We start from the raw sequence: 23530 nt of genomic DNA, 5'->3' as shown, positions 1-23530 counted from the left end.
CGGGGTGGGGCCCTGGTCGGAGGCGGGGGCGGGTGGGGGCGGGCCGTGCGGACCGCCCGGGGCGGGCCTCAGCCCATGTGCGGGTAGCCGTACTCGGTCGGCGGGACCAGCGTCTCCTTGATGGCGCGGGTCAGTGTCCAGCGCTGCAGGTTCTGCGGAGCGCCGGCCTTGTCGTTGGTGCCGGAGGCGCGGCCGCCGCCGAAGGGCTGCTGGCCGACGACGGCGCCGGTCGACTTGTCGTTGATGTAGAAGTTGCCCGCGGCGTAGCGGAGCTTCTCCATCGTGTAGGCGGCCGCGGCGCGGTCGTTGGAGATGACCGAGCCCGTCAGGGCGTAGTCCGACGCCGACTCCATCTGGGTCAGCATGTCGTCGTACTTGTCGTCCTCGTAGACGTGGACGGCGAGGAACGGGCCGAAGTACTCGGTCTTGAAGACCTCGTTCTCCGGGTCCGCGCACTCGACGACGGTCGGGCGCACGAAGTAGCCGACCGAGTCGTCGTAGGTGCCGCCCGCGACGATGGTGCAGGAGTCGTCGGCCTTGGCGCGGTCGATGGCCGCCTTGTTCTTCGCGAACGCGCGGTCGTCGATGACGGCGCCGATGAAGTTCGACAGGTCGGTGACGTCACCCATCTTGATGCCGTCGACCTCGGCCGCGAACTCCTCCTTGAAGCCGGAGTTCCAGATGGAGGCCGGGATGTACGCGCGCGAGGACGCGGAGCACTTCTGGCCCTGGAACTCGAAGGAGCCGCGGGTCAGGGCCGTCTTGAGGACGGCGCGGTCGGCGCTCGGGTGGGCGACGACGAAGTCCTTGCCGCCGGTCTCGCCGACGAGACGCGGGTAGGTGCGGTACTTCGCGATGTTCTCGCCGACCGTCTTCCACAGGTGCTGGAAGGTCGGGGTCGAGCCGGTGAAGTGGATGCCGGCCAGGTCGCGGTGGTTCAGGGCGACCTCGGAGACCGCGATGCCGTCACCGGTGACGAGGTTGATGACGCCCTTGGGCAGACCGGCCTCTTCGAGGAGCTGCATGAGCAGCACGGCGGCGTGGGTCTGCGTCGGGGACGGCTTCCAGACCACCACGTTGCCCATGAGGGCGGGGGCGGTGGGGAGGTTGCCCGCGATGGCGGTGAAGTTGAAGGGCGTGATCGCGTAGACGAAGCCCTCGAGCGGGCGGTGGTCCATGCGGTTCCACACGCCGGTGGAGTTCGCCGGGGGCTGCTCGGCGAGGATCTGGCGCGCGTAGTGCACGTTGAAGCGCCAGAAGTCGACGAGCTCACAGGGAGTGTCGATCTCGGCCTGCTGCGCGGTCTTCGACTGGCCGAGCATCGTGGACGCGGCGAGGGTCTCGCGCCACGTCGTGGAGAGCAGCTCGGCGGCGCGCAGGATGATCGCGGCGCGGTCGTCGAAGGACATCGCGCGCCAGGCCGGGGCGGCGGCGAGCGCGGCGTCGATCGCGTCCTGCGCGTCCTGCTGCGTGGCGCCGCGGCCGGTACCGATGACCGCCTTGTGGTTGTGCGGCTGGACGACGGTGAACTCGTCACCGCCACCGAGGCGCTTGACGCCGCCGATGGTCATCGACAGCTCGATCGGGTTCTCGGCCAGCTCCTTGAGCTTGACCTCGAGGCGCGCCCGCTCCGGGGAGCCGGGGGCGTAGCCGTGCACCGGCTCGTTGACGGGAGCGGGGACCTGGGTTACAGCGTCCATGAGTCTCTGTACTCCTTTGAGAGGGGTGGGGGGCTCAGCCCTTGGTGAGGATGGAGCGGGCGAAGAACAGCAGGTTGGCTGGCTTCTCCGCGAGGCGGCGCATGAAGTAGCCGTACCAGTCGGTGCCGTACGCGGTGTAGACGCGCATCCGGTGGCCCTCGGCGGCGAGGCGGACGTGCTCGTCGCTGCGGATCCCGTACAGCATCTGGAACTCGTACTCGTCCAGCTTGCGCCCGGCGCGGCGGGCGAGCTCCTGGCTGATGGAGATGAGGCGCGGGTCGTGGGACCCGATCATCGGGTACCCGTCGCCCTCCATCAGAATCTTCAGGATGCGGACGTACGCCTTGTCGATCTCGGCCTTGTCCTGGTACGCGACGGAGGCGGGCTCCTTGTAGGCGCCCTTCACGATGCGTACGCGGCTGCCGGCGGCGGCGAGGCGGGTGGCGTCGTCCTCGGTGCGGAAGAGGTAGGCCTGGATGACGCATCCGGTCTGCGGGAAGTCCTTCCGCAGCTCCTCGTGGATGGCGAACATCGAGTCGAGGGTGGTGTGGTCCTCGGCGTCCAGGGTGACCGTGGTGCCGATCGCGGCGGCGGCCTCGACGACCGGGCGGACGTTGGCGAGGGCAAGCTCGTGGCCGCCGGGGAATTTGGCAGCGGGCCCGGAGGGCTCTCCGTCGAGGGCGGTGGTGGGCGACGGGAGCGACTGGCCGAACATCGACAGCTTGACGGACATCTCGGCCTTGGTGCCGAGGCCCAGGTCCTTGAGGCGCGCGATCAGCTCGAGGTAGGCGTCGCGCGCGGCGGCGGCCTGCTCGGGAGTCGTGATGTCCTCGCCGACCACGTCGAGGGTGACCTCGAGGCCCTTGCCGCAGGCGTCCACGACGATCGGCACGACGTCGTCGACGCTCTCACCGGCGATGAACCGGTCGACGACCTGCTTCGTGCCGGGGGCTGCCGAGATGAAACGGCGCATCTTGTCGCTGCGTGACGCGGCGAGAATCACGGGACCCAGCACGGGCCACCTCCACGGGGAGAGTACGAGCGAGTGGCCGTATCGGCGTACACGAACTGAATCGCAACGGACCGGTACGGCACGGAGAACCACCGTGAAATCTAAGGATCCCTCCGAGCGCGTGCCATCGACAGCTGTCACGCATCTGTGGCCACCACCTCAGACATTTGTCTGAAGAGTGCGGCGGGGTGCGCGAGAATGGCGGGGTGAAGGGCGACTACCAGGAACTGGTCGACGAGATATCCGCGCTGCTCAGCGCCCCCGCGACGCTGGAGAACCGGGATTTCGGGCTGATCGCGTTCGGCGCGCACGACAGCGACAGCGCATTCGACGAATCGACGCTGGACCCCGTGCGCACCCGTTCGATCCTGACCCGCCGCTCCACCGCGGCGGTGCGCACCTGGTTCGAGGGCTTCGGCATCGCCCGCGCCACCGGCCCCGTCCGCATCCCGCCGGCCCCGGAGGCCGGGGTCTACCGGGGCCGCATCTGCCTTCCCGTACGCCATCGGGGTGTCGTCCTCGGCTATGTGTGGCTGCTCGACGACGACCCGGGGCCGACCGAGCAGCAGCTGACCGCCGCGATGGAGGTGGCGGGCCGCATCGGCGCGCTGCTCGCGGACGAGGCGCAGGCGGGCGCCGACCTGACCCGTGAGTTCCGCGAGGTCCTCACGGCCGAGCGCGGCTGGCAGCGGGACATGGCGGTGGCGGCCCTGCGCACGGCGCTCGGGTCGCGCGCGGACGGGCTGCACGCGGTGGTGTGCGTCGCGCCGTGGCCTTCCCCGAGCTCTCGGCTTCGCTCGAGCGGGGGAGACCCCTATGCGGACCCGGACGACGCGCCTTCTTTCCGTACGATCCCCGCGACCGACGCCCTGTGCATGGTGCCGTGGGGTGTGGCCGGGCAGGCCCTGGCCCTCCTGGTGCGGCTGCGGTCGGCGGACGCGCTCGGGCCGGCCCTGACGGCGGCGGCGAAGCTGCGGGAGCGCGCCGGTACGGCGGTCGTCGCGGCGGGGTTCGCGGGCGCTCGGCGCGAGCTGGGTGACCTGGGCGCCGCCTGGCAGGAGGCGACGGCCGCGGCGCGCGCGGCACTCGCCGAGCCGCGTCTCGGCCCGGACGCGCACTGGGCGGCGATCGGCCCGTACCGCCTGCTCACCGCGCTGCCCCCGGACACGGCACACGACCCGGTCCTGGCCCCGCTCCTGCTGCCCGCAAACCGCCAACTGGCCCGCACCACCGAGGTGTTCCTCGACTGTGCGGGCCAGGCCGGCCGCACGGCGGCGGAACTGGGCATCCACCGTCAGACCCTCTACTACCGCCTGTCCCGCGTGGAGCAGCTCACCGGCCTCGACCTGGACGACGGCGAGGACCGGCTGCTGTTGCACATGGGGCTGAAGGCGTCACGCCTGTGATGCGCGCATCGCGTCCAGCAACAGCCGTACGCCCTCGGTGAGTTCGTCGGCGCTGGGCGAGTAGTCCGCGTCGAAGGTGTGCTGGGCGACGAGCCCGAGGACCAGCACCGAGAAGAGTTTCCCGAGCGTGTACACACTCGGGTCGTCGGCCGGCGGCTCCTCCCCCATGACCATGCCGATGAAGCCCCGCCCCGCCTCGTGCTGAGCTTGCGCCAGGTGCTCGCGCAGGACCGGCATCTTGTCGCCGGTCGTCACGAGCTCGATGCTCAGGTGCCAGATCGACCCGGGCTTGCCGAGGCTGTCGGTGATCCCGGCCATCACCGCCCGGAACCGCTCCAACGAGCCGGGTGCGCCGGGCAGTTCACCCACGTCGCTCCAGTCGTCCGAGGCCCCTTCGGCCAGCGCCACGTACGCCTGTGCGAGCAGCGCGTCCTTCGAGCCGTAGTGGTAGCCGATCGACGCCAGGTTCGTCCCGGACTCCTTGACGATGTCGCGCGCCGTCGTGCGCACGAACCCCTTCTCCAGAAGGCAGCGCTTGGCGCCTTCGAGCAGATCCTCGCGATGTCCCATGCCGCCACCGTACCCCCGTTTCATACACCCGTCCCATACGCCCGTCCCATACGCCCATCCAGGACGAACGCCTCATCCAAGCGATCTATACGTGCGTACTAGACAAGCGTTTAAGACGCCCGTACAGTCCTCCTCATGACGAACTCACCGAGCACCAACTCCCGTGCGGGGCGCCGTGAATGGACGGCACTCGCGGTCCTGATGCTTCCGCTGCTCCTCGTCTCGATGGACGTCTCCGTCCTCTACTTCGCGATCCCCTCCATCAGCGCGGACCTCGAGCCGACCGGCACCCAGCAGCTGTGGATCTTCGACATCTACGCGTTCGTGCTCGCCGGCCTGCTGATGACGATGGGCTCCCTCGGCGACCGCATCGGCCGCCGCAAGCTCCTGATGGCCGGCGCCACCGCCTTCGGCGCCGCCTCCGTCTGCGCGGCCTACGCGAACAGCGCGGAGATGCTCATCGCGGCCCGCGCCCTCCTCGGCATCGGCGGCGCGACCCTGATGCCCACGACGATGGCGCTGGTCCGCACCATGTTCCGCGACGACAAGCAGCGCGCGACGGCCATCGGTATCTGGTCCGGCGTCATGACCGGCGGCATCGCGCTCGGCTCGGTGATGAGCGGCATCCTCGTCGAGCACTTCTGGTGGGGTTCGGTCTTCCTCGTCAACCTGCCCGCGATGGCCCTGCTCCTGCTGATCGCCCCGGTCCTGCTCCCCGAGTTCAAGGACCCGGAGCCGGGCCGCTTCGACTTCCTGAGCGTCCCGCTGTCGATGGCCGCGGTGCTCCCCCTCGTCTACGGCATCAAGGAGATCCCCTCCGAGGGCTTCGAGCCGCTCTACGTCGCCTCGATCGTGGTGGGCCTCGTCTTCGCCGCCCTGTTCGTACGCCGCCAGCGCACCGTCGAGTCACCGATGATCTCGCCGGCCCTCTTCCGGAGCCGCGGCTTCGGCCCCGCCGTCACCCTCAACCTCATCTCGGCCTTCGCGATGATGGGTTCGGCGTACTTCACCACGCAGTACCTCCAGACCGTCCTCGGCAAGAGCGCGCTCGAAGCGGCGCTGTGGGCGCTCGCGCCGACCGTCTTCATCGGACTCGCCGCCCCCCTCGCGACGGTCCTCGTGCAGCGGGGCGTGCACCGCGGGTCCGTCGTCACCGTCGGCTTCCTGACCAGCGCCTGCGGCTACGGCCTCCTGACGCTGACCGGCACGGACTCCCTGTGGACCGCCCTGGCCGGCGCGGGGGTACTCGCCTCCGGCGCGGTGATCGTGGGCTCCCAGCTCACGGACCTGGCGCTCGGCGCGGCCCCGGCGGAGAAGGCGGGGGCGGCGTCGTCCCTCCTCGAGACGGGCCAGGAGTTCGGCGGCGCCCTCGGCATGGCCGTCCTGGGCTCGATCGGTACGGCGGTCTACCGCCACGAGATCGGCGACGCGCCCGCCGAGGCGAAGGAGACACTGGGCGGAGCGCTCGCGGTGGCGCGGCACCTGCCGGGCCGGGCGGGCGACGCGCTCCTCGCATCGGCCCGGGAAGCGTTCACGAGCGGCATGCACATCGCCGCGGTGGCGGGCGGGGTGGTCCTGCTGGGGGCGGCGGTACTGGCCCTGCGCGGCCTGCGCGGGGTGGCCGCGCCGCAGCAGGAAGACCAGCGGCAGCCGGAGCTGGAGGAGGCAACGGCCTGACCCCGATGGGTCGGGGGAGAAAAAAGAAGGGCCCGAGCCCCCACACGGGTGACTCGGGCCCTACCACGTACCAAGTACTAGTCGGTCAGGTTCACGGAGCGCGCGGACGCCGCGCCGATCTCGTCACCCAGCTCACTGAGCACCCCGGCGGGAACCGTGTCGTCGACGGTGAGGACGGCCAGCGCCTCGCCGCCCACGTCCGCACGGGCGACCTGCATACCGGCGATGTTGATGCCCGCCTCGCCGAGCACGCGGCCCACGGTGCCGACGACACCGGGACGGTCCTCGTAGCGCAGGACGACCATGTGGTCGGCCAGGGCGAGGTCCACGTCGTACTCGCCGATGGCGACGATCTTCTGGAGGTGCTTGGGGCCGGCCAGCGTGCCGGAGACCGAGATCTCCTCGCCGCCGGTCAGCGTGCCGCGCACGGTGACGACGTTGCGGTGGTCCGGGGACTCGGAGCTCGTGGTGAGGCGGACCTCGACGCCGCGCTCCTGCGCGAACAGCGGAGCGTTCACGTACGACACCGTCTCGTCGACGACGTCCTCGAACACGCCCTTCAGAGCGGAGAGTTCGAGCACCTTCACGTCGTGCTGCGTGATCTCGCCGTAGACCTCGACGTCGAGGCGGGCCGCGACCTCGCCCGCGAGGGCGGTGAAGATCCGGCCGAGCTTCTCGGCGAGCGGCAGGCCCGGCTTGACGTCCTCGGCGATGACGCCGCCCTGGACGTTCACCGCGTCCGGGACGAGCTCACCGGCGAGCGCGAGCCGCACGGAGCGGGCGACGGCGATACCGGCCTTCTCCTGCGCCTCGTCCGTGGAGGCACCGAGGTGCGGGGTGGCCACGACCTGGTCGAACTCGAACAGCGGGGAGTCCGTGCAGGGCTCCTTCGCGTACACGTCGAGGCCGGCGCCGGCGACGCGGCCCTCCTTGAGCGCCGAGTACAGCGCCGCCTCGTCGACGATGCCGCCGCGCGCGGCGTTGACGATGCGGACGGTCGGCTTGACCTTGCGCAGCGCGTCGTCGCCGATGAGGCCGACCGTCTCGGGGGTCTTGGGGAGGTGCACGGTGATGAAGTCGGAGACCTCGAGCAGCTCGTCGAGGGTGAGGACCTTGACGCCCATCTGGGCGGCGCGCGCGGGCTGCACGTACGGGTCGTACGCGACGACCTTCATGCCGAAGGCCGACATGCGCTGCGCGACGAGCGCGCCGATGCGGCCGAGGCCGACGACGCCGAGGGTCTTCTCGGCCAGCTCGACGCCCGTGTACTTGGAGCGCTTCCACTCGCCGGCCTTGAGGGCCTGGCTGCCCTGCGGGATGTTGCGCGCGGTGGCGATGAGCAGGCCGCAGGCGAGCTCGGCGGCGGTCACGATGTTGGAGGTCGGGGCGTTGACGACCATCACGCCGGCCTTGGTGGCGGCGGAGACGTCGACGTTGTCGAGGCCGACGCCGGCTCGTGCGACGACCTTCAGCTTCTTCGCGGCGGCGATCGCCTCGGCATCGACCTTGGTGGCCGAGCGGATCAGGATCGCGTCGACATCGGCGATGGCGGGGAGCAGCTCGGCCCGGTCTCCGCCGTTGCACTGGCGGATCTCGAAGTCAGGGCCAAGAGCGTCGACGGTCGCGGGAGACAGCTCTTCCGCGATGAGTACGACAGGTTTGCCGGTTGCAGCAGTGCTCACGTGAGTCCTCACAAGTCCCATTGCGGACGGCCGTCCCGACGGCCGCAGGCGGTGGAGGGGTGTCAGCGGCGCCGGGGAAGTGCGGGTGCGTTCCCGCGTCGTTCGCAGACGCCGGGGCGTGAATGCACTTCTTCGATGTCGCTGTGCCGCGTGGTAGACGCACGACGCTGTGGGCCCGACGCGAATGTGTTCTGCAGTCTAGTGGCGCTTCGGCGGTGGTCTTGCGCCTCCACGGAAGGATCACCCGTCCGTGGCTGGACACGGTGGACAACCAAGTTGACGCGGACCGTCCACCTCGACGAGGGGGCCGGGGCGAATGCCCCGGCCCCCTCGTCGCAAGGCTTACGCCTCGTCGTTGTCCACCCAGCTCATGAGCTTGCGGAGCTCCTTGCCGGTGGTCTCCAGGAGGTGGTTCTCGTCCTGGGTCTTGTACTCGTTGTACTTCTTCAGGCCCGAGTGGTACTCGTCCATCCAGTTCTTGGCGAACGTGCCGTCCTGGATCTCGGCGAGGACCTTCTTCATCTCGGCCTTGGTGGCGTCCGTGATGATGCGCGGGCCGGTGACGTAGTCGCCCCACTCGGCGGTCTCGGAGATCGACCAGCGCATCTTCTCCAGGCCACCCTCGTACATGAGGTCGACGATGAGCTTCAGCTCGTGGAGGCACTCGAAGTACGCGATCTCCGGCTGGTAGCCGGCCTCGGTCAGCGTCTCGAAGCCCGCCTTGACCAGCGCGGCGGTGCCACCGCAGAGAACAGCCTGCTCACCGAACAGGTCGGTCTCGGTCTCCTCGGTGAAGGTCGTCTTGATGACGCCGGCGCGGGTGCCGCCGATGCCCTTCGCGTAGGAGAGGGCCAGCTGGAAGCCGTTGCCCGTGGCGTCCTGCTCGACAGCCGCGATGCACGGAACGCCGCGGCCCTCTTCGTACTGACGGCGCACCAGGTGACCCGGGCCCTTGGGCGCGACCATCGCCACGTCCACGTTGGCCGGGGGCTTGATGAAGCCGTAGCGGATGTTGAGGCCGTGGCCGAAGAACAGCGCGTCGCCGTCCTTCAGGTTGTCCTTGATGGACTCCTCGTAGACCTGGGCCTGGATCGGGTCCGGGACCAGGATCATGATGACGTCGGCCTCGGCGGCGGCCTCGGACGGCGTCACGACGCGCAGGCCCTGCTCCTCGGCCTTGGCCTTGGACTTGGAGCCCTCGTGCAGACCGACGCGGACGTCGACACCGGAGTCACGGAGCGACAGCGCGTGGGCGTGGCCCTGGCTGCCGTAACCGATCACCGCGACCTTGCGGCCCTGGATGATGGACAGGTCGGCATCGTCGTCGTAGAACAGCTCGGCCACTGGATTTTCTCCTTGGTGTGCAGGTGTTGCGTCCCACCGTACGGCGGGATTGCGGAGGGAAGTTCTCGGGTCTCGGTATACGAGAGGGTGCTCGAAAGCACCTGGGGGCTCAGGCCGTGCGGTCGAGCGCCCGCAGGCTCCGGTCGGTGATGGAGCGCGAGCCGCGGCCGACCGCGATGGTGCCCGACTGGACGAGCTCCTTGATGCCGAAGGGTTCCAGCATCTTGAGCATGGCCTCCAGCTTGTCGCTGGAGCCGGTGGCCTCGATGGTGACGGCCTCCGGGGAGACGTCCACGGTCTTGGCGCGGAACAGCTGGACGATCTCGACGATCTGCGAGCGCGTCTCGTTGTCTGCGCGGACCTTGGCGAGGACGAGCTCACGCTGGACGGCGTGGCCCTGCTCCAGTTCGACGATCTTCAGGACGTTGACCAGCTTGTTGAGCTGCTTCGTGACCTGTTCGAGCGGCAGGTCCTCGACATTCACCACGATGGTGATGCGGGAGATGTCGGGGTGCTCGGTGACGCCGACCGCCAGGGAGTCGATGTTGAACCCGCGGCGGGAGAACAGTGCGGTGATCCGGGCGAGGACACCTGGCTTGTTCTCGACCAGGACGGAGAGCGTGTGCTTGGACATGGCTCTTGGTCTCTCTTTCGCTCTCGGTCTCAGTCGTCTTCGTTGTCGCCGAAGTCGGGGCGGACCCCGCGGGCGGCCATGACTTCGTCGTTGGAGGTGCCCGCGGCGACCATCGGCCACACCATGGCGTCCTCGTGGACGATGAAGTCCACGACGACGGGGCGGTCGTTGATGGAGTTGGCCTCAGCGATGACCTTGTCCAGGTCCTCGGGGCGCTCACACCGGATGGCGTAGCAGCCCATGGCCTCCGACAGCTTGACGAAGTCGGGGACGCGGGTGCCCTTGTTGTCCTTGACGTCGTCGGGGCCGCTGTGGAGCACGGTGTTGGAGTAGCGCTGGTTGTAGAACAGCGTCTGCCACTGGCGGACCATGCCGAGGGCGCCGTTGTTGATGATGGCGACCTTGATCGGGATGTTGTTGAGCGCGCAGGTGGTCAGTTCCTGATTGGTCATCTGGAAGCAGCCGTCGCCGTCGATCGCCCAGACGGCCCGGTCCGGCATGCCGGCCTTCGCGCCCATCGCGGCGGGCACCGAATAGCCCATCGTTCCGGCGCCGCCGGAGTTGAGCCACGTGGCCGGCTTCTCGTACTGGATGAAGTGCGCGGCCCACATCTGGTGCTGGCCGACGCCCGCGGCGAAGATCGTGCCCTCGGGCGCGAGCCGGCCGATCCGCTCGATGACGTTCTGCGGCGAGAGCGAGCCGTCCTCGGGCTGGTCGTAGCCCAGCGGGTAGGTGTCGCGCCAGCGGCTGAGGTCGTTCCACCAGGCGCTGTAGTCACCCTTGTGGCCCTCGCTGTGCTCCTTCTGCACGGCCTGGACCAGGTCGGCGATGACCTCGCGGGCGTCACCGACGATCGGCACGTCGGCGACGCGGTTCTTGCCGATCTCGGCCGGGTCGATGTCGGCGTGGACGATCTTCGCGAAGGGGGCGAAGCTGTCCAGCTTGCCGGTGACGCGGTCGTCGAAGCGGGCTCCGAGGGCGACGATCAGGTCGGCCTTCTGCAGCGCGGTGACGGCGGTGACCGCACCGTGCATGCCCGGCATTCCCACGTGCAGCGGGTGGCTGTCGGGGAATGCGCCGAGCGCCATCAGGGTGGTGGTGACGGGCGCTCCGGTGAGCTCGGCGAGGACCTTCAGCTCGGCCGTGGCGTGCGCCTTGAGCACACCGCCGCCGACGTAGAGGACCGGCCGCTTGGCGGCGGTGATCAGCTTCGCGGCCTCGCGGATCTGCTTGGCGTGCGGCTTGGTGACCGGGCGGTAGCCGGGCAGGTCCTGCGTCTGCGGCCAGGAGAACGTCGTCTGCGCCTGCAGGATGTCCTTCGGGATGTCCACGAGGACCGGGCCGGGGCGGCCGGTCGAGGCGATGTGGAACGCCTCCGCGATCGCCTTCGGGATGTCCTCGGCCTTGGTGACGAGGAAGCTGTGCTTGGTGATCGGCATCGTGATGCCGACGATGTCCGCCTCCTGGAAGGCGTCCGTGCCGATCGCGTTGGACACGACCTGACCGGTGATCGCGACCAGCGGCACCGAGTCCATGTACGCGTCGGCGATCGGCGTCACCAGGTTCGTGGCACCCGGACCCGAAGTCGCCATACACACCCCGACCTTGCCGGTGGCCTGCGCGTAACCCGTGGCAGCGTGACCCGCGCCCTGCTCATGCCGGACGAGGATGTGACGGACCTTCTTGGAGTCCATCATCGGGTCGTACGCGGGAAGGATCGTGCCGCCGGGAATGCCGAATACGGTGTCGACCCCGACCTCCTCGAGCGAACGGATGAGGGACTTCGCACCCGTGACGTGCTCGACGGGGGCGGACTGCTGTCCTCGGGGCCGCGGCTGCGGATGGTGGGCCCCGGTGGCCTGCTCGGTCATCGGCATTCTCTTCTCGATGCTGAGGGTTTTTGCGAGGTTTGTACGGTGTTCGGTTACTGGACTACACGCGCTTGTGCAACAAAAAACCCCTCGTGCCGTGAGGCAAGCGAGGGGAGCGCGCCGGGTGCGGTAGCTGGGATCCGGTGTTCGGACCGGTGGGCCCCAGCTTCAGCCGACGCGCTTTCCAAGTACGAGAATTCGGGTGCGCATGGCATTGACCCTCTCTCCGGCGCACTGTGCGTGTCAAGTAGGTGGGACGGGGGTCTCATTATGTGAGCGGAGCAGGGTCGTCCGGCCGGACGGCAACGGTGCGCCCGCGAACACCGGCTCGGCCGGACCGCTCGGCACCGGGTAGTTCCCCGAGGCCAGCGCGCGGCGCAGCCGGTACTCGTCGAGCGGCCCGGAGAAGGCCATCCCCTGTCCATGTGTACATCCCATGGCGCGCAGAGCGACGACCTGCTCGGGCAGGTCCACGCCGTCCGCCACGGAACTCAGGCCGAGGTCGCCCGCGATGCGCAGCAGACCACTGGTGATCTTGTGCAGACGGGCGGACTCCACCACCCCTTCCACGAGGCTGCGGTCGAGTTTCAGCACATCGATGGGGAGCCTGCGCAGCGCCGTGATGGCCGCGTATCCGCTGCCGAAGCCGTCGAGGGCGATCCGGACACCGAGTCGGCGCAGCGCGGTGAGACGGCGTTCCAGCTCGTCCAGGGGCACCCTGGGGTCGCTGTCGGCCAGCTCGATGACCAGCGCGCCCGAGGGCAGCCCGTGCCGGGTCAGGAGCGCCTCTATGGAGCCGAGGGGCAGCGACCGGTCGAGGAGCCTGCGGGCGCTGATCCGGACGGCCACGGGGACGGCATGGCCTCGGCGCCCGCGCTCGGCGGCCTGCTCGACGGCCTCCTCCAGCATCCAGCGGCCGAGCTCGGCGGTGCGCTCGCCCTCCTCGGCGGTGCGCAGGAACTCGGCGGGCGTGAACAGGATGCCCTGGGTCGAGCGCCAGCGGGCCTGCGCGGCGACCGACGCGATCCGGCCCGTGTCGAGGGAGACCACCGGCTGGTGCAGCAGGGCGAACTCACCCTCGTGCAGGGCGGTGCGCAGCCGCGTGGCGAGCTCCGCCTTGCGCACGACGTCGGCCTGCATCTGGGGCGCGTACAGCTCCACCCGGCCCTTGCCGGCGGCCTTCGCCCGGTACATCGCCAGGTCCGCGTTGCGCAGCAACTCACCTGCGGATACGTCGGGTTCGGCGAAGGCGACTCCGATGGAGGCGGCCACCCGGACATCGTTGCCGTCGATGGCGTACGGCTGGGAGAGGGTGATCCTCAGGCGGTCCGCGAGCTCGTAGATGTGCTGCTCACGTGCGGTGTCGTCGCGGTTTCCGCCGCCGACGATAAGCGCCGCGAACTCGTCGCCTCCCAGGCGGGCGGCGGTGTCTCCCGAGCGCACGGAATCGGCCAGCCGCCGGGCGGCCTGGACGAGGAGTTCGTCGCCCGCCTGGTGGCCGATGGTGTCGTTGACCTGTTTGAAGCCGTCGAGGTCGATGAAGAGGACGGCCGTGCCGCGGTCGCTGGCGCGGCGGCCCCCCAGCGCGCGGCCGACCCGCTTGGTGAACAGGGCGCGGTTGGGCAGGTCGGTGAGCGGGTCGTGCTCGGCGTTGTGCTGCAACTGCGCCTGCAGACGGACCCGTTCGGTGACGTCCCGGCTGTTGAGGATGAGGCCGCCGTGGTGGCGGTTCACCGTCGACTCCACGTTCAGCCAGGCTCCGGCGCCGGAGCGGAAGCGGCACTCGATACGGGTCGTGGGCTCCTCGATCTGGCTCGCCGCGAGGAAGCGGCGCAGTTCGTGGACCACGCGCCCGAGGTCCTCGGGATGGATGATCGAGGCGAGCTCGGACCCGACGAGTTCCTCGGCGTCGCGCCCGTAGACCCCGGCGGCGGCCGGGCTGACGTATCTGAGGATGCCGTTCGGAGCGGCGATCATGATGACGTCGCTGGAGCCCTGCACCAGGGAGCGGAAGTGATTCTCCTTCTGCGCCAGCTCCTGGGTGAGGGTGATGTTGTCGAGGAGCATGATGCCCTGGCGCACGACGAGGGCCAGGACGACGGTGCAGGCCGTGAAGAGGACCACGCGGTCCACGCGGTGGCCGTTCAGGACGTTGTACAGAATCCCCAACGTGCAGACGGCGGCGGCCAGATAGGGCGTGAGCGCCGCGAGCGATCCGGAGATGGGGCGGGTGACCTGGTACCGCGCGAACGCGGGCCCTCCGTCGTGCTCCCCGCGCCGCGGCCCCACCCAGGGCGCGTAGGCGAGCAGCAGCGACCCGGCGAACCAGCCGGCGTCGAGGATCTCCCCCGAGTGGTAACTCGCGTGCAGCAGGGGCGAGGTGAACAAGGCATCGCACATCACGGTCAGGGCGAGCGCGCCGATCGCGGTGTTCACCGCCGTGCGGTTGCCGGGCGAACGGCGGAAGTGCAGCGCGAGCACCATGCTGACCAGCACGATGTCGAGGAGCGGGTACGCGAGGGAGAGCGCGGTACGGGTGACGCTCTGTCCCTCGAACCGCGCGGTGTGCGCGAGGGCGAGGCTCCAGGACAGCGTGATCAGCGAGCCGGCGATGAGCCAGGAGTCGAGCGCGAGACAGACCCAGCCGGCCTTGGTGAAGGGGCGCTTGGCGAGGACGAGCAGTCCGACGATGGCGGGCGGCGCGAAGCACAGGAAGAAGAGGTCGGCGAGGCTCGGGGTCGGCACCGGGCGCTGGAGGACGACCTCGTACCAGCCCCACACCCCGTTTCCCAGGGACGCCATGGCGGAGGAGACCGCGAACAGGATCCAGGCCGGTCGAAAGCGGCTGTGCCGGCTGCGTGCGTACGCGAAGTTCGACACGGCGGCGACCGCGGCGGCGGCGCTGAGTCCGAAGTCGCCCATGAACAGGGCCAGTCGGTCGGATCCCCAGCCGAGCACGGACCCCGTGGCGTACCCGGCACACAGGAGCGCGAGCACGAGCTGTGAGCCGAGGCTGGCCCCTCCGCCCTGAAACAGGCGGCGACTGGTGATCACGGCTCCGGAGGTGCTCACGGGGACACTCCGGTCCGTGCCGCCCCCGTGTCCCGGTGTCCGTGCTCTGCTTGCTGAGGCCTCCGGCGTCCGCCGTTCCTGTGGCGTCCGCCCCTGCGGCTGCCGTGGCAGCCGGGCCGGCTCGTGCGGACCGGTGCGCGCGCGGGTCGTCGCCGGCGGCCCCGCCGCGTCGGATCGTTCACCCGTAGGCCGTGCATCGCCCGTCGCCCCCCTCACAGTCCCGGTCGTCCGTCCCCGGCGCCGAACTCTCCACGGCGCTGCCCCAGTCGGGACGATACACCAGACTCGTCACTCAGGGACATAGTCTCTCTACTCTCCGTGACGACCAGCGATGATGGACGTACGGGGCGCATCCGACCGGGCGCGGAGCGTGTGCGGGGCTGTGCGAGGTCGGGCCGGGAGGCGGCGGATGGGCCTCCCCGGAGCCCGCTCTCAGTCCGTCGTCAGGACGACGTTCTCGAGCGGTTCTCCCGCCGCGAACCGGGTCAGCTGCGCGGCGAGCAGGCGCTTGGCCCGCGGCCAGAAGGCGGATGTGGAGCCGCCGACGTGCGGGCTGACGAGTACTCCCGGAGCGTGCCACAACGGGTGCCCCTGGGGCAGGGGTTCGGGATCGGTGACGTCGAGGGCGGCGGTGATCCGGCCGCTCTCCAGTTCGGCCAGGAGCGCCTCGGTGTCGACGACGGCCCCGCGCGCGACATTCACGAGCAGGGCGCCGTCCTTGAGTCGTGCCAGGAAGCGGGCGTCGGCGAGACCCCGCGTCGCCTCGTTGAGCGGCGTCGAAAGGATCACCACGTCCGCGTCGGGGAGCAGGGCGGGCAGTTCGGTGAGCGGGTGCACGGGGCCGCGCGCGGTCGTGCGGGCAGAGCGTGCGACGCGCACGACCCGCGCGCACTCGAAGGGAGCGAGCCGGTCCTCGATGGCGGAGCCGATCGACCCGTACCCGATGATCAGTACGTTCTTGTCGGCGAGCGCCGGATAGAAGCCGGAGCGCCACTCCTCGCTCTCCTGCCCCCGCACGAAACCGGGGATGCCCCTCAGGGACGCCAGGATCAGGGCGAGGGTGAGCTCGGCGGTGCTCGCCTCGTGCACACCGCGCGCGTTGCACAGGCGCACGCCCGACGGGAGCGACTTGAGGCCTGCCTGTACGTGGTCGATGCCGGCGGAGAGCGTCTGCACGGCCCGTACGGACGTCATCTCGGCCATGGGCCGTACGCCGACGTCCGCGCCCTTCATGTAGGGGACCACGTAGAAGGCGCAGTCGGCCGGGTCGGCGGGGAAGTCGGGACCGCCGTCCCAGAAGCAGTAGTTGAGACCCTCGGGAAGCCCGGGGACCTCGTCCTCACGGAACGGGAGCCATACGTCGGCGGATACCTCAGCACTCATGGTCAGGAGGCTAATGGGAGGTGGGCTGTGCGCGGCGGACCGGGTCCCAGAGGTTAGTTTGGGTGCCTCTCGAACACGCAGGGGGAGGCTACTTCCAGGTGGAGCGCAGGACGATCGGGGCGGCAGCGCTCGAGGTGGGCGCGATCGGGCTCGGGTGCATGCCGATGAGCTGGGCCTATACCGGCTCGCGGCAGCGGGGGGACGAGTCCGTACGCACTGTGCACGCCGCGCTGGACCGGGGGTCGACCCTGCTGGACACGGCGGACATGTACGGGCCGTTCACGAACGAGTTGCTGCTCGGACGGGTCCTGAAGGAGCGCCGCGGCGACGCCTTCGTGTCGACCAAGTGCGGGCTGCTCGTCGGTGAGCAGCACATCGTCGCCAACGGCCGGCCCGGGTATGTGAAGCGGGCCTGCGACGCGTCGCTGCGGCGGCTCCAGACGGACACTATCGATCTGTACCAGTTGCACCGCGCCGACCCCGAGGTGCCCGTCGAGGAGACGTGGGGGGCCATGGCGGAGCTCGTGGGCGCGGGAAAGGTGCGGGCGCTCGGGCTGTGCGCGGTGGGGGCGCGGGCGACGCGGCGGGGCACGGCCGGGATGCATGCGGGAACGATCCGGCAGCTGGAGCGGGTGCAGCAGGTGTTCCCGGTCAGCGCGGTGGAGGCCGAGCTGTCGGTGTGGTCACCGGAGGCCCTGGAGACACTGCTGCCGTGGTGCGAGACACGGGGCGTGGGGTTCCTCGCCGCGATGCCTCTGGGCAACGGCTTCCTCACGGGCACGCTGACGCCCGGACAGGGCTTCGAACCGGACGATCTGCGGGCCCGGCATCCCCGGTTCACCGCGGAGATGATGGCGGCCAACCAGCCGATCGTGGCGGGCCTGCGCCGGATCGCCGCGCGGCACGGGGAAGCGGTGACGCCGGCGCAGGTGGCGCTGGCGTGGGTGCTGGGGCGCGGGCGGCACGTGGTGCCGGTGCCGGGTGCCAAGCGGGAGCGCTGGGCGGCGCAGAACGCGGAGGCTGCGCAGCTGCGGCTCACCGACCGTGACTTGGCGGAGATCGGGGAGCTGCCGCGGGCTCGGGGGTCTTGGGACTGAGGCTCGGGGTGCTTGTTCGCTCGGGGGCCGTGCGGGCGGCGGGCGGGAACAGATTGGTCCGAACGCGTCGGGGTTGATCGGGAACCTGCGGGGTGGCTGCGGTGTATGAACAGGAGAACCGCAGCGCAGAACAGCAGCCCAGTCCGCAGCGTCGAGGGGATCCGATCGTGCAACGTCCAGGTGTGCAGCCCGTGTTGGCCGTGTTGGCCTGCGCCTCGATCCTGTTCACGGCGGGGTGTTCCTCGGGTGACGGCGGCCCGTCGGACAGCCGGCACAGCACCTCCCCCGGCTCGTCCGAACCGGGTACGTCCGCTTCCGGGGGCGCGGGGGGCGGCAACGCTCCGGCGGACGGCTCGGTGAAGGTGGTGCGCACGGTCGCCGAGGGCCTGCATTCCCCTTGGGGCCTGGCCCCGCTGCCGGGCGGCGGTGGCCTGCTGGTGTCCTCGCGGGACGAGGCGACGATCACGCGGGTCGATCCGCAGACCGGCAAGAAGACCGAGGCCGGCACCGTGCCCGGGGTGGTCCCCGGCGGCGAGGGCGGACTGCTCGGCCTGGCCCTCTCCCCGTCGTTCGCCTCCGACCACTGGCTCTACGCGTACTTCACCGCGAAGTCCGACAACCGCATCGTGCGGATGAGGTACGACGCGAAGAAGCCGCCCGGCGATCAACTGGGCGCGCCCGAGACGGTGTTCACGGGCATCCCGAAGGGCACGAACCATAACGGCGGGCGCATTGCGTTCGGCCCGGACAAGCTGCTCTACGTGGGCACGGGCGAGACTTACGTGAAGAAGTACGCCCAGGACAAGAAGTCCCCGGGCGGCAAGATCCTCCGGATGACCCCGGACGGCAGACCGGCGCCAGGAAACCCCTTCGGTGACTCCGTGGTCTATACGTACGGTCACCGCAATGTGCAGGGGCTCGCCTGGGACAAGGACAAGCGACTGTGGGCGTCGGAGTTCGGCCAGGACACGTGGGACGAGCTCAACCTGATCGTGCCGGGTGACAACTACGGCTGGCCCGATGTGGAGGGCAAGAGCGGCAAGTCCGGGTTCCACGATCCGGTGGCCGTGTGGCACACGTCCGAGGCTTCTCCGAGCGGCATCGCCTACGCGGAGGGCTCGGTCTGGATGGCGGGCCTGAGAGGCGAGCGGCTGTGGCGCATCCCCCTGAAGGGGGCGCAGGTGGCGGCCGAGCCCCAGTCCTTCCTCATCGACGACGCGACCGGGCAGGGCACATACGGAAGGCTGCGGACGGTGGTCGCCGCGGGCGGGAACAAGCTGTGGCTGACGACGAGCAACACGGACTCGAGAGGCACGCCGCGGAAGGGCGACGACCGGATTCTGGAGCTGGAGGTGTCCTGAGGGGGGCCGGTCCCTGGCAGGGCGGGAGCGGTGGCGCTCAGGTCTCGTCGCTGGAGGGGGCGGTGGGGTCGGGGTCGGGCGCAAAATCCTTGCGCGGGCCGCGGCCGGGGTCGGTCGTTGGGGTCGCGCTCGCCTCGGGGGCCGGTTCGGCCGACTCGGGCGGCGCCGTCGCCGCTGTCTCCGGGCCCTCCGTCGGGTCCGGGTCCGGTGGGGTCTGGTGGGGGACGCGGACCACCACCTTGCCAGAGGTGAGGTCTATGGGGCCGCGGCCCGGGTCGCCGTCATTGAGGTCGACGCGGGTCAGCTCCAGCCGCTTGCGCTCCTCGTTGGTGTGCTTGCGGCCGGGCGAGAACAGCTCCTCGAACATGTTGAACACGGCGCCTCCGGGTGGCCGAAACCTCATTCCAGCGTACGTCAGCGCGAAATTTCACCCTTCGTGATCAGCCCGTCGCCGCGAACAGCCTCAGGCGGTGGGCCACGGCGGCTGCCTCGCCGCGGCCGGCTACGCCGAGCTTGGCGAGGATGTTGGAGACATGAACGCTCGCCGTCTTCGGCGAGATGAAGAGCTCCTCGGCGATCTGGCGGTTGCTGCGTCCGGCGGCGACGAGGCGCAGGACGTCGCGTTCGCGGCTGGTCAGGCCGAGTTCCTCGGCGGGGTCGGCGGGGATCTGGGGGCGTGGTGCGGCGGGGTTCAGGGTGAGGCGGGCACGCTGCGCGAGCAGGGCGACCGATTCGGTGAGCGGGCGCGCTCCGAGGTGGTCGGCGACGGCTCCGGCGAGCCGCAGCAGTTCCGTGGCCCGCTCCCGCTCGTCGTCGAACGTGGCGGCGGACGCGAGGAGGGATTCCGCGGCGCGGAAGCGGACGCGGGCGAGGTCGTAGGGGCGGTCGAGCGACTCGAAGGTGGTGAGGGGATGGGACCAGTCGTCAGGGGTGTCGCGGCCTTCGGCGCGCAGGAGTTCGGCGCGGAGCCACTGTTCGTGGGCGAGCCACACGGGCATCGGGGTGGCCACGCGCTTGGCGGCCGTGCGGATGCGGTCGACGGCTCCGGCGCGGCCGGGCTCAGCGGCCGGCAGGCCCCGCGCGTCGGCCTCGGCGACGGCCGCCGCGACGAGCAGAGGCCAGACGTAGCGCTGGTGGCTCGGCGGGATGCCCTCGGCGACGACGCGGGCGAGTTCGGCGCGGGCGTCTAGGAGTCCCTGGGTGCCGCCGGCGGCCGCCGCGATGCCCACCGTGAGGGCGGACTGCGGCAGGGTGTACTGGGGCATCGTGTCGTGGGTGCCGTAGTGGGCACGGGCGGCGGTGAGCTGGGCGGCCGCCTCGGCGTGGTCGCCGCGGCCGAGGGCGACGGCCGCGAGGCGGGTGGCCGCCGTGCCGCGGGGCTTGGCGCTCAGGGCGGAGGAGCGCAGTGCCGTGTCGACGACGGCGGTGGCCTCGGTCCAGCGGCCCAGGGAGGTGAGGGACTCGGCCATGTTCGTCAGGACCCAGCTCTCCGTGTCGAGGAGGCCGTACCGGCGGCACAGTTCCATGCCCGACTCGGCGACGGCCACGGCCTCGAGGGAGCGGCCCGCGCCCTCCAGGACGGAGGAGAAGTTGATGTGGACGCGGCCGATCTGCGGGACGAGGCCGATCTCGACGACCCGGTCGCGGACGGCGTACATCTCGGCGAAGCCGCGGTCGATCTCGCCCGCGTCGACGAGGAGGCCGCCGAGAGTGAGTCTGGCGTTCAGCTCGATGTCCTCGGCCCTGACCATGCGGGCGTATTCGACGGCCCGTTCGGCGGCGGCCAGGGTCTCCTCGCCGGGGTTGTGGAGCATGCCCCAGGAGGCGACGTTGGTGAGGACCTCGGCGTGCACCTCGGACGGCGGCAGTCCGCGTACGAGTTCCTGGGCGGTGGCGATCTCGGCCCAGCCGTCGCCGCGGCCGAGGGACGGGACGAGACGGGAGCGCTGGATCCAGAACCAGGCGGCGCGCAGGGGATCCTGCTCGGCGTCGGAGTCGTCGATGAGGCGCAGGGCGCGTTTGATGATTTTCAGGGCGCGTTCGCGTTCGCCGCACAGGCGGCCCGCGACGGCGGCCTCGGCCATCAGGTCGAGATAGCGCAGGGGCGTGGTGGCGGGGTCGCAGCCGCAGGGCGGATAGACCTCGGTGTAGTCGACGGGGCGCAGTGCGGCGCGGATGTCCTCGGGGGTCTCGTCCCAGAGGTTCATCGCCCGCTCCAGAAGCCGCAGTTGCTCGGAGTAGGCGTGCCGGCGGCGGGCCTCGACGGACGCGTCGAGGACGGCGGGCAGTGCCTTGGCCGGGTCGTGGGCGTGGTACCAGTAGCTCGCGAGGCGTGTGACGCGTTCGTCGGCGCGGACGAGCGAGGGGTCGGCCTCGAGCGCCTCGGCGTAGCGGCGGCTGAGGCGGGAGCGTTCGCCGGGCAGCAGGTCGTCGCCGACGGCCTCGCGGACCAGGGAGTGGCGGAAGCGGTAGCCGTCCCCGTCGGGGGTGGCGAGCAGGATGTTCGCGCCTACGGCCGCGCGCAGGGCCTCGATCAGTTCGTCCTCGCCGAGCCGGGCTACGGCGGCGAGCAGCGCGTACTCGACGGTGGAGCCGCCCTCGGCGACGATCCTGGCCACGCGCTGGGCGTCGTCGGGAAGGCTCTCGACACGGACGAGGAGCACGTCGCGCAGCGTCTCGGACAGGCCGGTGCAGCTGCCCTCGCTGGTGGCGACGGCCAGTTCCTCGACGAAGAACGCGTTGCCGTCGGAGCGCTCGAAGATGTCGTCGACCTGGGCCTGTTCGGGCTCGGCCGCGAAGATCCCGGCGATCTGGCGGGACACCTCGTCGCGGCTGAAGCGGTCGAGTTCGAGGCGGGTGACGGTGCGCAGGCGGTCGAGTTCGGCGAGGAGCGGGCGCAGGGGATGACGGCGGTGGATGTCGTCGGCTCGGTAGGTGGCCACGATGACGAGGCGGCCGCTGCGCAGCGTACGGAAGAGGTAGGAGAGGAGGTGGCGGGTGGAGGCGTCGGCCCAGTGGAGGTCCTCCAGGATGACGAGGACGGTGCGGTCGGCGGCGACGCGTTCCAGGAGACGGGCCGTCAGCTCGAAGAGCCGGGCCATGCTCTCCTCGTCGTGGCGTCCGTCGCGTCCGGTCGGCGCCGGGGAGAGTTCGGGCAGGAGCCGCGCGAGTTCGGTCTCCTGTCCGGCGGCCGCCGCGACGAACTCCTCGGGCAGCAGTCGGCGCAGGGCCCGCAGAGCGGTCGAGAAGGGGGCGAAGGGAAGCCCGTCCGCACCGATCTCGACGCAGCCGCCGAGCGCGACGACGGCGCCCTCGCGTCCCGCGGCGAGCGCGAACTCCTCGACGAGACGGGTCTTTCCGACCCCCGCCTCCCCGCCGAGCAGCATGGCCTGCGGCTCCCCCGTGGTGGCACGGGCGAGCGCCTTGTTGAGTACGCCCAGTTCACCGGCGCGGCCGACGAACACAGGGCTGACGCACCTGGTCTCCACAGGGGGGAGCATCGCACAAGGGTCCGACACCGCGGCACCCGTTATCTCCGAAGGCGGAGTCGGGCGCGGGGCAGTCGCGTCGATATGCCTGGCGGCCGCGTTGAAGTGGAAAGGGAGGACCACACCCGTGTGGTCCTCCCCCGGCTCCGCCTTCATCGTCAGGCCGCGCGTGCGAAACGGGAGCGGCGTGAGCGCGGACTGTTCACCCGCCCCTCCGTGTCCTGGCCGGCTGAGGCGGCGCGGCGCTCCGCGCGCCGGTTGCGCCGGGCTTCGCGGGCCTCGCGGACCAAGCGGTTGTGCTCGGCCCGGCGGACCAGTTCGGCGGCGCGGATCTGGTGGATCTCGTACTCGTACATCTGGTGCTCCCTGGTGGCGAGTGGGTTCCGGCTTCGCTTTCTGCGATGCCTCAACACTCGTCTCCCAGGGGGGTCCACCACATCGGGAGAGTGCCGCATGTTCCGGGTACGGGGTGCCTTAGACGTAACTCAGAGGTCCTCAGAGGTCCTCAGAGATCCTCAGGCCGGCCTGAGGCCCCCTGAGGTATCCCGAGGAACGACTCAGGCAGAGGTCGAGGGGAGCCCCATCAGGATGTCGGTGTACTTCGCCACGGCGAGCAGGAGACCGAGGATGCCGAGGGAGACGCCCGCCCAGGCGACCGACTTGATCCACACGGCCTGCGGCTTGCCCGGGGCGCCGAACGCGGGCCTGGCCAGGACGACCGCGCCGACGATCAGCGCGAGGAGGGCGAAGATTCCGCCGACCAGGGCGGTGGCGTGCCACGAGTCGCCGTAGACCTCGGAGACCTGCTTGGCGACGCTCGCGCCCTGCGAGGTCTGGAGCTGGCCGATCAGGGACTCGCGGGCCGAGGCGACGGTCGCGACCCAGCTGCCGCTGAGCGCGACGACGCCGAGTGCGGCGGAGACGACGGCGCCGGCGCCCTGTCCCGCGCCGGAGGACTCCTCCACGGACGCGGCCGGCGCGAACGGCTCGTCGTCGAGATCTGCGTCCACGTCCCCGTCCGTGTCCTCCGACGCCTCGACGTCATCGGTGGCTTCAGCCTTCTTGGTGACCTCGGTGGCCTCAGCATTCTCGGCAGCAGCCTCAGTGGCCTCGGCGGTGGTGGCCTCAGCGGTCTCGGCCGTCTCGTCATCAGTCTTCGTAACCATGCCCCGCACCGTACGGACGGAGTCTGAGAGCTCTCTTAACGAGCTGGGTCCGGGCTGAGACCGGCCT

General features: G+C 70.5%; 17 protein-coding genes. 4 read left to right on the top strand and 13 right to left on the bottom strand.

Features of this window, described 5'->3' with window-relative positions; translation table 11 throughout:
* Window positions 1–68: 68 nt before the first annotated feature.
* Window positions 69–1700, bottom strand: coding sequence for an L-glutamate gamma-semialdehyde dehydrogenase (gene pruA, locus ACWIGU_RS31450; RefSeq protein WP_356285790.1), 1632 nt, complete (start codon window positions 1698–1700; stop codon window positions 69–71).
* Between the two features lie 34 nt (window positions 1701–1734).
* On the bottom strand, window positions 1735–2715 hold the full coding sequence (locus ACWIGU_RS31445; RefSeq protein ID WP_454405057.1) for a proline dehydrogenase family protein: 981 nt from the start codon (window positions 2713–2715) through the stop codon (window positions 1735–1737).
* Window positions 2716–2900: 185 nt separating this feature from the next.
* On the opposite strand from ACWIGU_RS31445, the gene ACWIGU_RS31440 reads away from it, so the two are divergent.
* Window positions 2901–4118 carry a PucR family transcriptional regulator gene (locus ACWIGU_RS31440; RefSeq protein ID WP_454405056.1) on the top strand — a complete coding sequence of 406 codons (1218 nt, stop codon included), beginning with the start codon at window positions 2901–2903 and terminating at the stop codon, window positions 4116–4118.
* On the opposite strand, the gene ACWIGU_RS31435 is transcribed toward ACWIGU_RS31440, so the two are convergent.
* Window positions 4107–4688, bottom strand: a complete 582-nt coding sequence (locus ACWIGU_RS31435; RefSeq protein ID WP_454405055.1) for a TetR/AcrR family transcriptional regulator — start codon at window positions 4686–4688, stop codon at window positions 4107–4109. The genes ACWIGU_RS31440 and ACWIGU_RS31435 overlap by 12 nt on opposite strands.
* A gap of 135 nt (window positions 4689–4823) precedes the next feature.
* On the opposite strand from ACWIGU_RS31435, the gene ACWIGU_RS31430 reads away from it, so the two are divergent.
* Window positions 4824–6365, top strand: coding sequence for an MFS transporter (locus tag ACWIGU_RS31430; RefSeq protein ID WP_454405054.1), 1542 nt, complete (start codon window positions 4824–4826; stop codon window positions 6363–6365).
* Between the two features lie 77 nt (window positions 6366–6442).
* Here the strand turns inward: ACWIGU_RS31430 and serA are convergent, their stop codons facing one another.
* The 6 genes from serA to ACWIGU_RS31400 all read right to left on the bottom strand — a co-directional run bounded on the left by serA (window position 6443) and on the right by ACWIGU_RS31400 (window position 16351).
* Window positions 6443–8068, bottom strand: coding sequence for a phosphoglycerate dehydrogenase (gene serA, locus ACWIGU_RS31425; protein ID WP_454405053.1), 1626 nt, complete (start codon window positions 8066–8068; stop codon window positions 6443–6445).
* A gap of 321 nt (window positions 8069–8389) precedes the next feature.
* Entirely contained in the window at window positions 8390–9391 is a 1002-nt protein-coding gene (gene ilvC / locus ACWIGU_RS31420) for a ketol-acid reductoisomerase (RefSeq protein WP_127830023.1), read from the bottom strand.
* A 109-nt stretch (window positions 9392–9500) separates the two neighbouring features.
* Window positions 9501–10025 carry an acetolactate synthase small subunit gene (gene ilvN / locus ACWIGU_RS31415; protein WP_100594986.1) on the bottom strand — a complete coding sequence of 175 codons (525 nt, stop codon included), beginning with the start codon at window positions 10023–10025 and terminating at the stop codon, window positions 9501–9503.
* 29 nt (window positions 10026–10054) lie between these two features.
* Entirely contained in the window at window positions 10055–11896 is a 1842-nt protein-coding gene (locus ACWIGU_RS31410; protein WP_454405052.1) for an acetolactate synthase large subunit, read from the bottom strand.
* A gap of 243 nt (window positions 11897–12139) precedes the next feature.
* On the bottom strand, window positions 12140–14947 hold the full coding sequence (locus ACWIGU_RS31405) for a putative bifunctional diguanylate cyclase/phosphodiesterase (RefSeq protein ID WP_454405091.1): 2808 nt from the start codon (window positions 14945–14947) through the stop codon (window positions 12140–12142).
* A gap of 453 nt (window positions 14948–15400) precedes the next feature.
* On the bottom strand, window positions 15401–16351 hold the full coding sequence (locus tag ACWIGU_RS31400) for a 2-hydroxyacid dehydrogenase (RefSeq protein WP_454405051.1): 951 nt from the start codon (window positions 16349–16351) through the stop codon (window positions 15401–15403).
* Between the two features lie 98 nt (window positions 16352–16449).
* Between ACWIGU_RS31400 and ACWIGU_RS31395 the strand changes: the two genes are divergently transcribed.
* Entirely contained in the window at window positions 16450–17448 is a 999-nt protein-coding gene (locus ACWIGU_RS31395) for an aldo/keto reductase (RefSeq protein WP_454405090.1), read from the top strand.
* Window positions 17449–17630: 182 nt separating this feature from the next.
* On the top strand, window positions 17631–18809 hold the full coding sequence (locus ACWIGU_RS31390; RefSeq protein ID WP_454405050.1) for a PQQ-dependent sugar dehydrogenase: 1179 nt from the start codon (window positions 17631–17633) through the stop codon (window positions 18807–18809).
* 37 nt (window positions 18810–18846) lie between these two features.
* On the opposite strand, the gene ACWIGU_RS31385 is transcribed toward ACWIGU_RS31390, so the two are convergent.
* From ACWIGU_RS31385 to ACWIGU_RS31370, 4 genes are all read right to left on the bottom strand, one after another.
* Window positions 18847–19176 (bottom strand): DUF6191 domain-containing protein, encoded by a 330-nt coding sequence (locus ACWIGU_RS31385; protein WP_454405089.1) that lies wholly within the window; start codon window positions 19174–19176, stop codon window positions 18847–18849.
* A 73-nt stretch (window positions 19177–19249) separates the two neighbouring features.
* Window positions 19250–22309: a helix-turn-helix transcriptional regulator gene (locus ACWIGU_RS31380; protein WP_454405049.1), complete on the bottom strand. Its 3060-nt coding sequence runs from the start codon at window positions 22307–22309 to the stop codon at window positions 19250–19252.
* Window positions 22310–22455: 146 nt separating this feature from the next.
* Window positions 22456–22653 carry a hypothetical protein gene (locus ACWIGU_RS31375; RefSeq protein ID WP_454405048.1) on the bottom strand — a complete coding sequence of 66 codons (198 nt, stop codon included), beginning with the start codon at window positions 22651–22653 and terminating at the stop codon, window positions 22456–22458.
* Between the two features lie 201 nt (window positions 22654–22854).
* Window positions 22855–23463: a hypothetical protein gene (locus tag ACWIGU_RS31370; protein ID WP_454405047.1), complete on the bottom strand. Its 609-nt coding sequence runs from the start codon at window positions 23461–23463 to the stop codon at window positions 22855–22857.
* Window positions 23464–23530: the final 67 nt, after the last annotated feature.

It is taken from the genome of Streptomyces sp. NPDC055400 (assembly GCF_053644375.1).
Note: the sequence above shows the minus strand (reverse complement) of the source record. Positions and strands in the feature narration are given on the sequence as shown.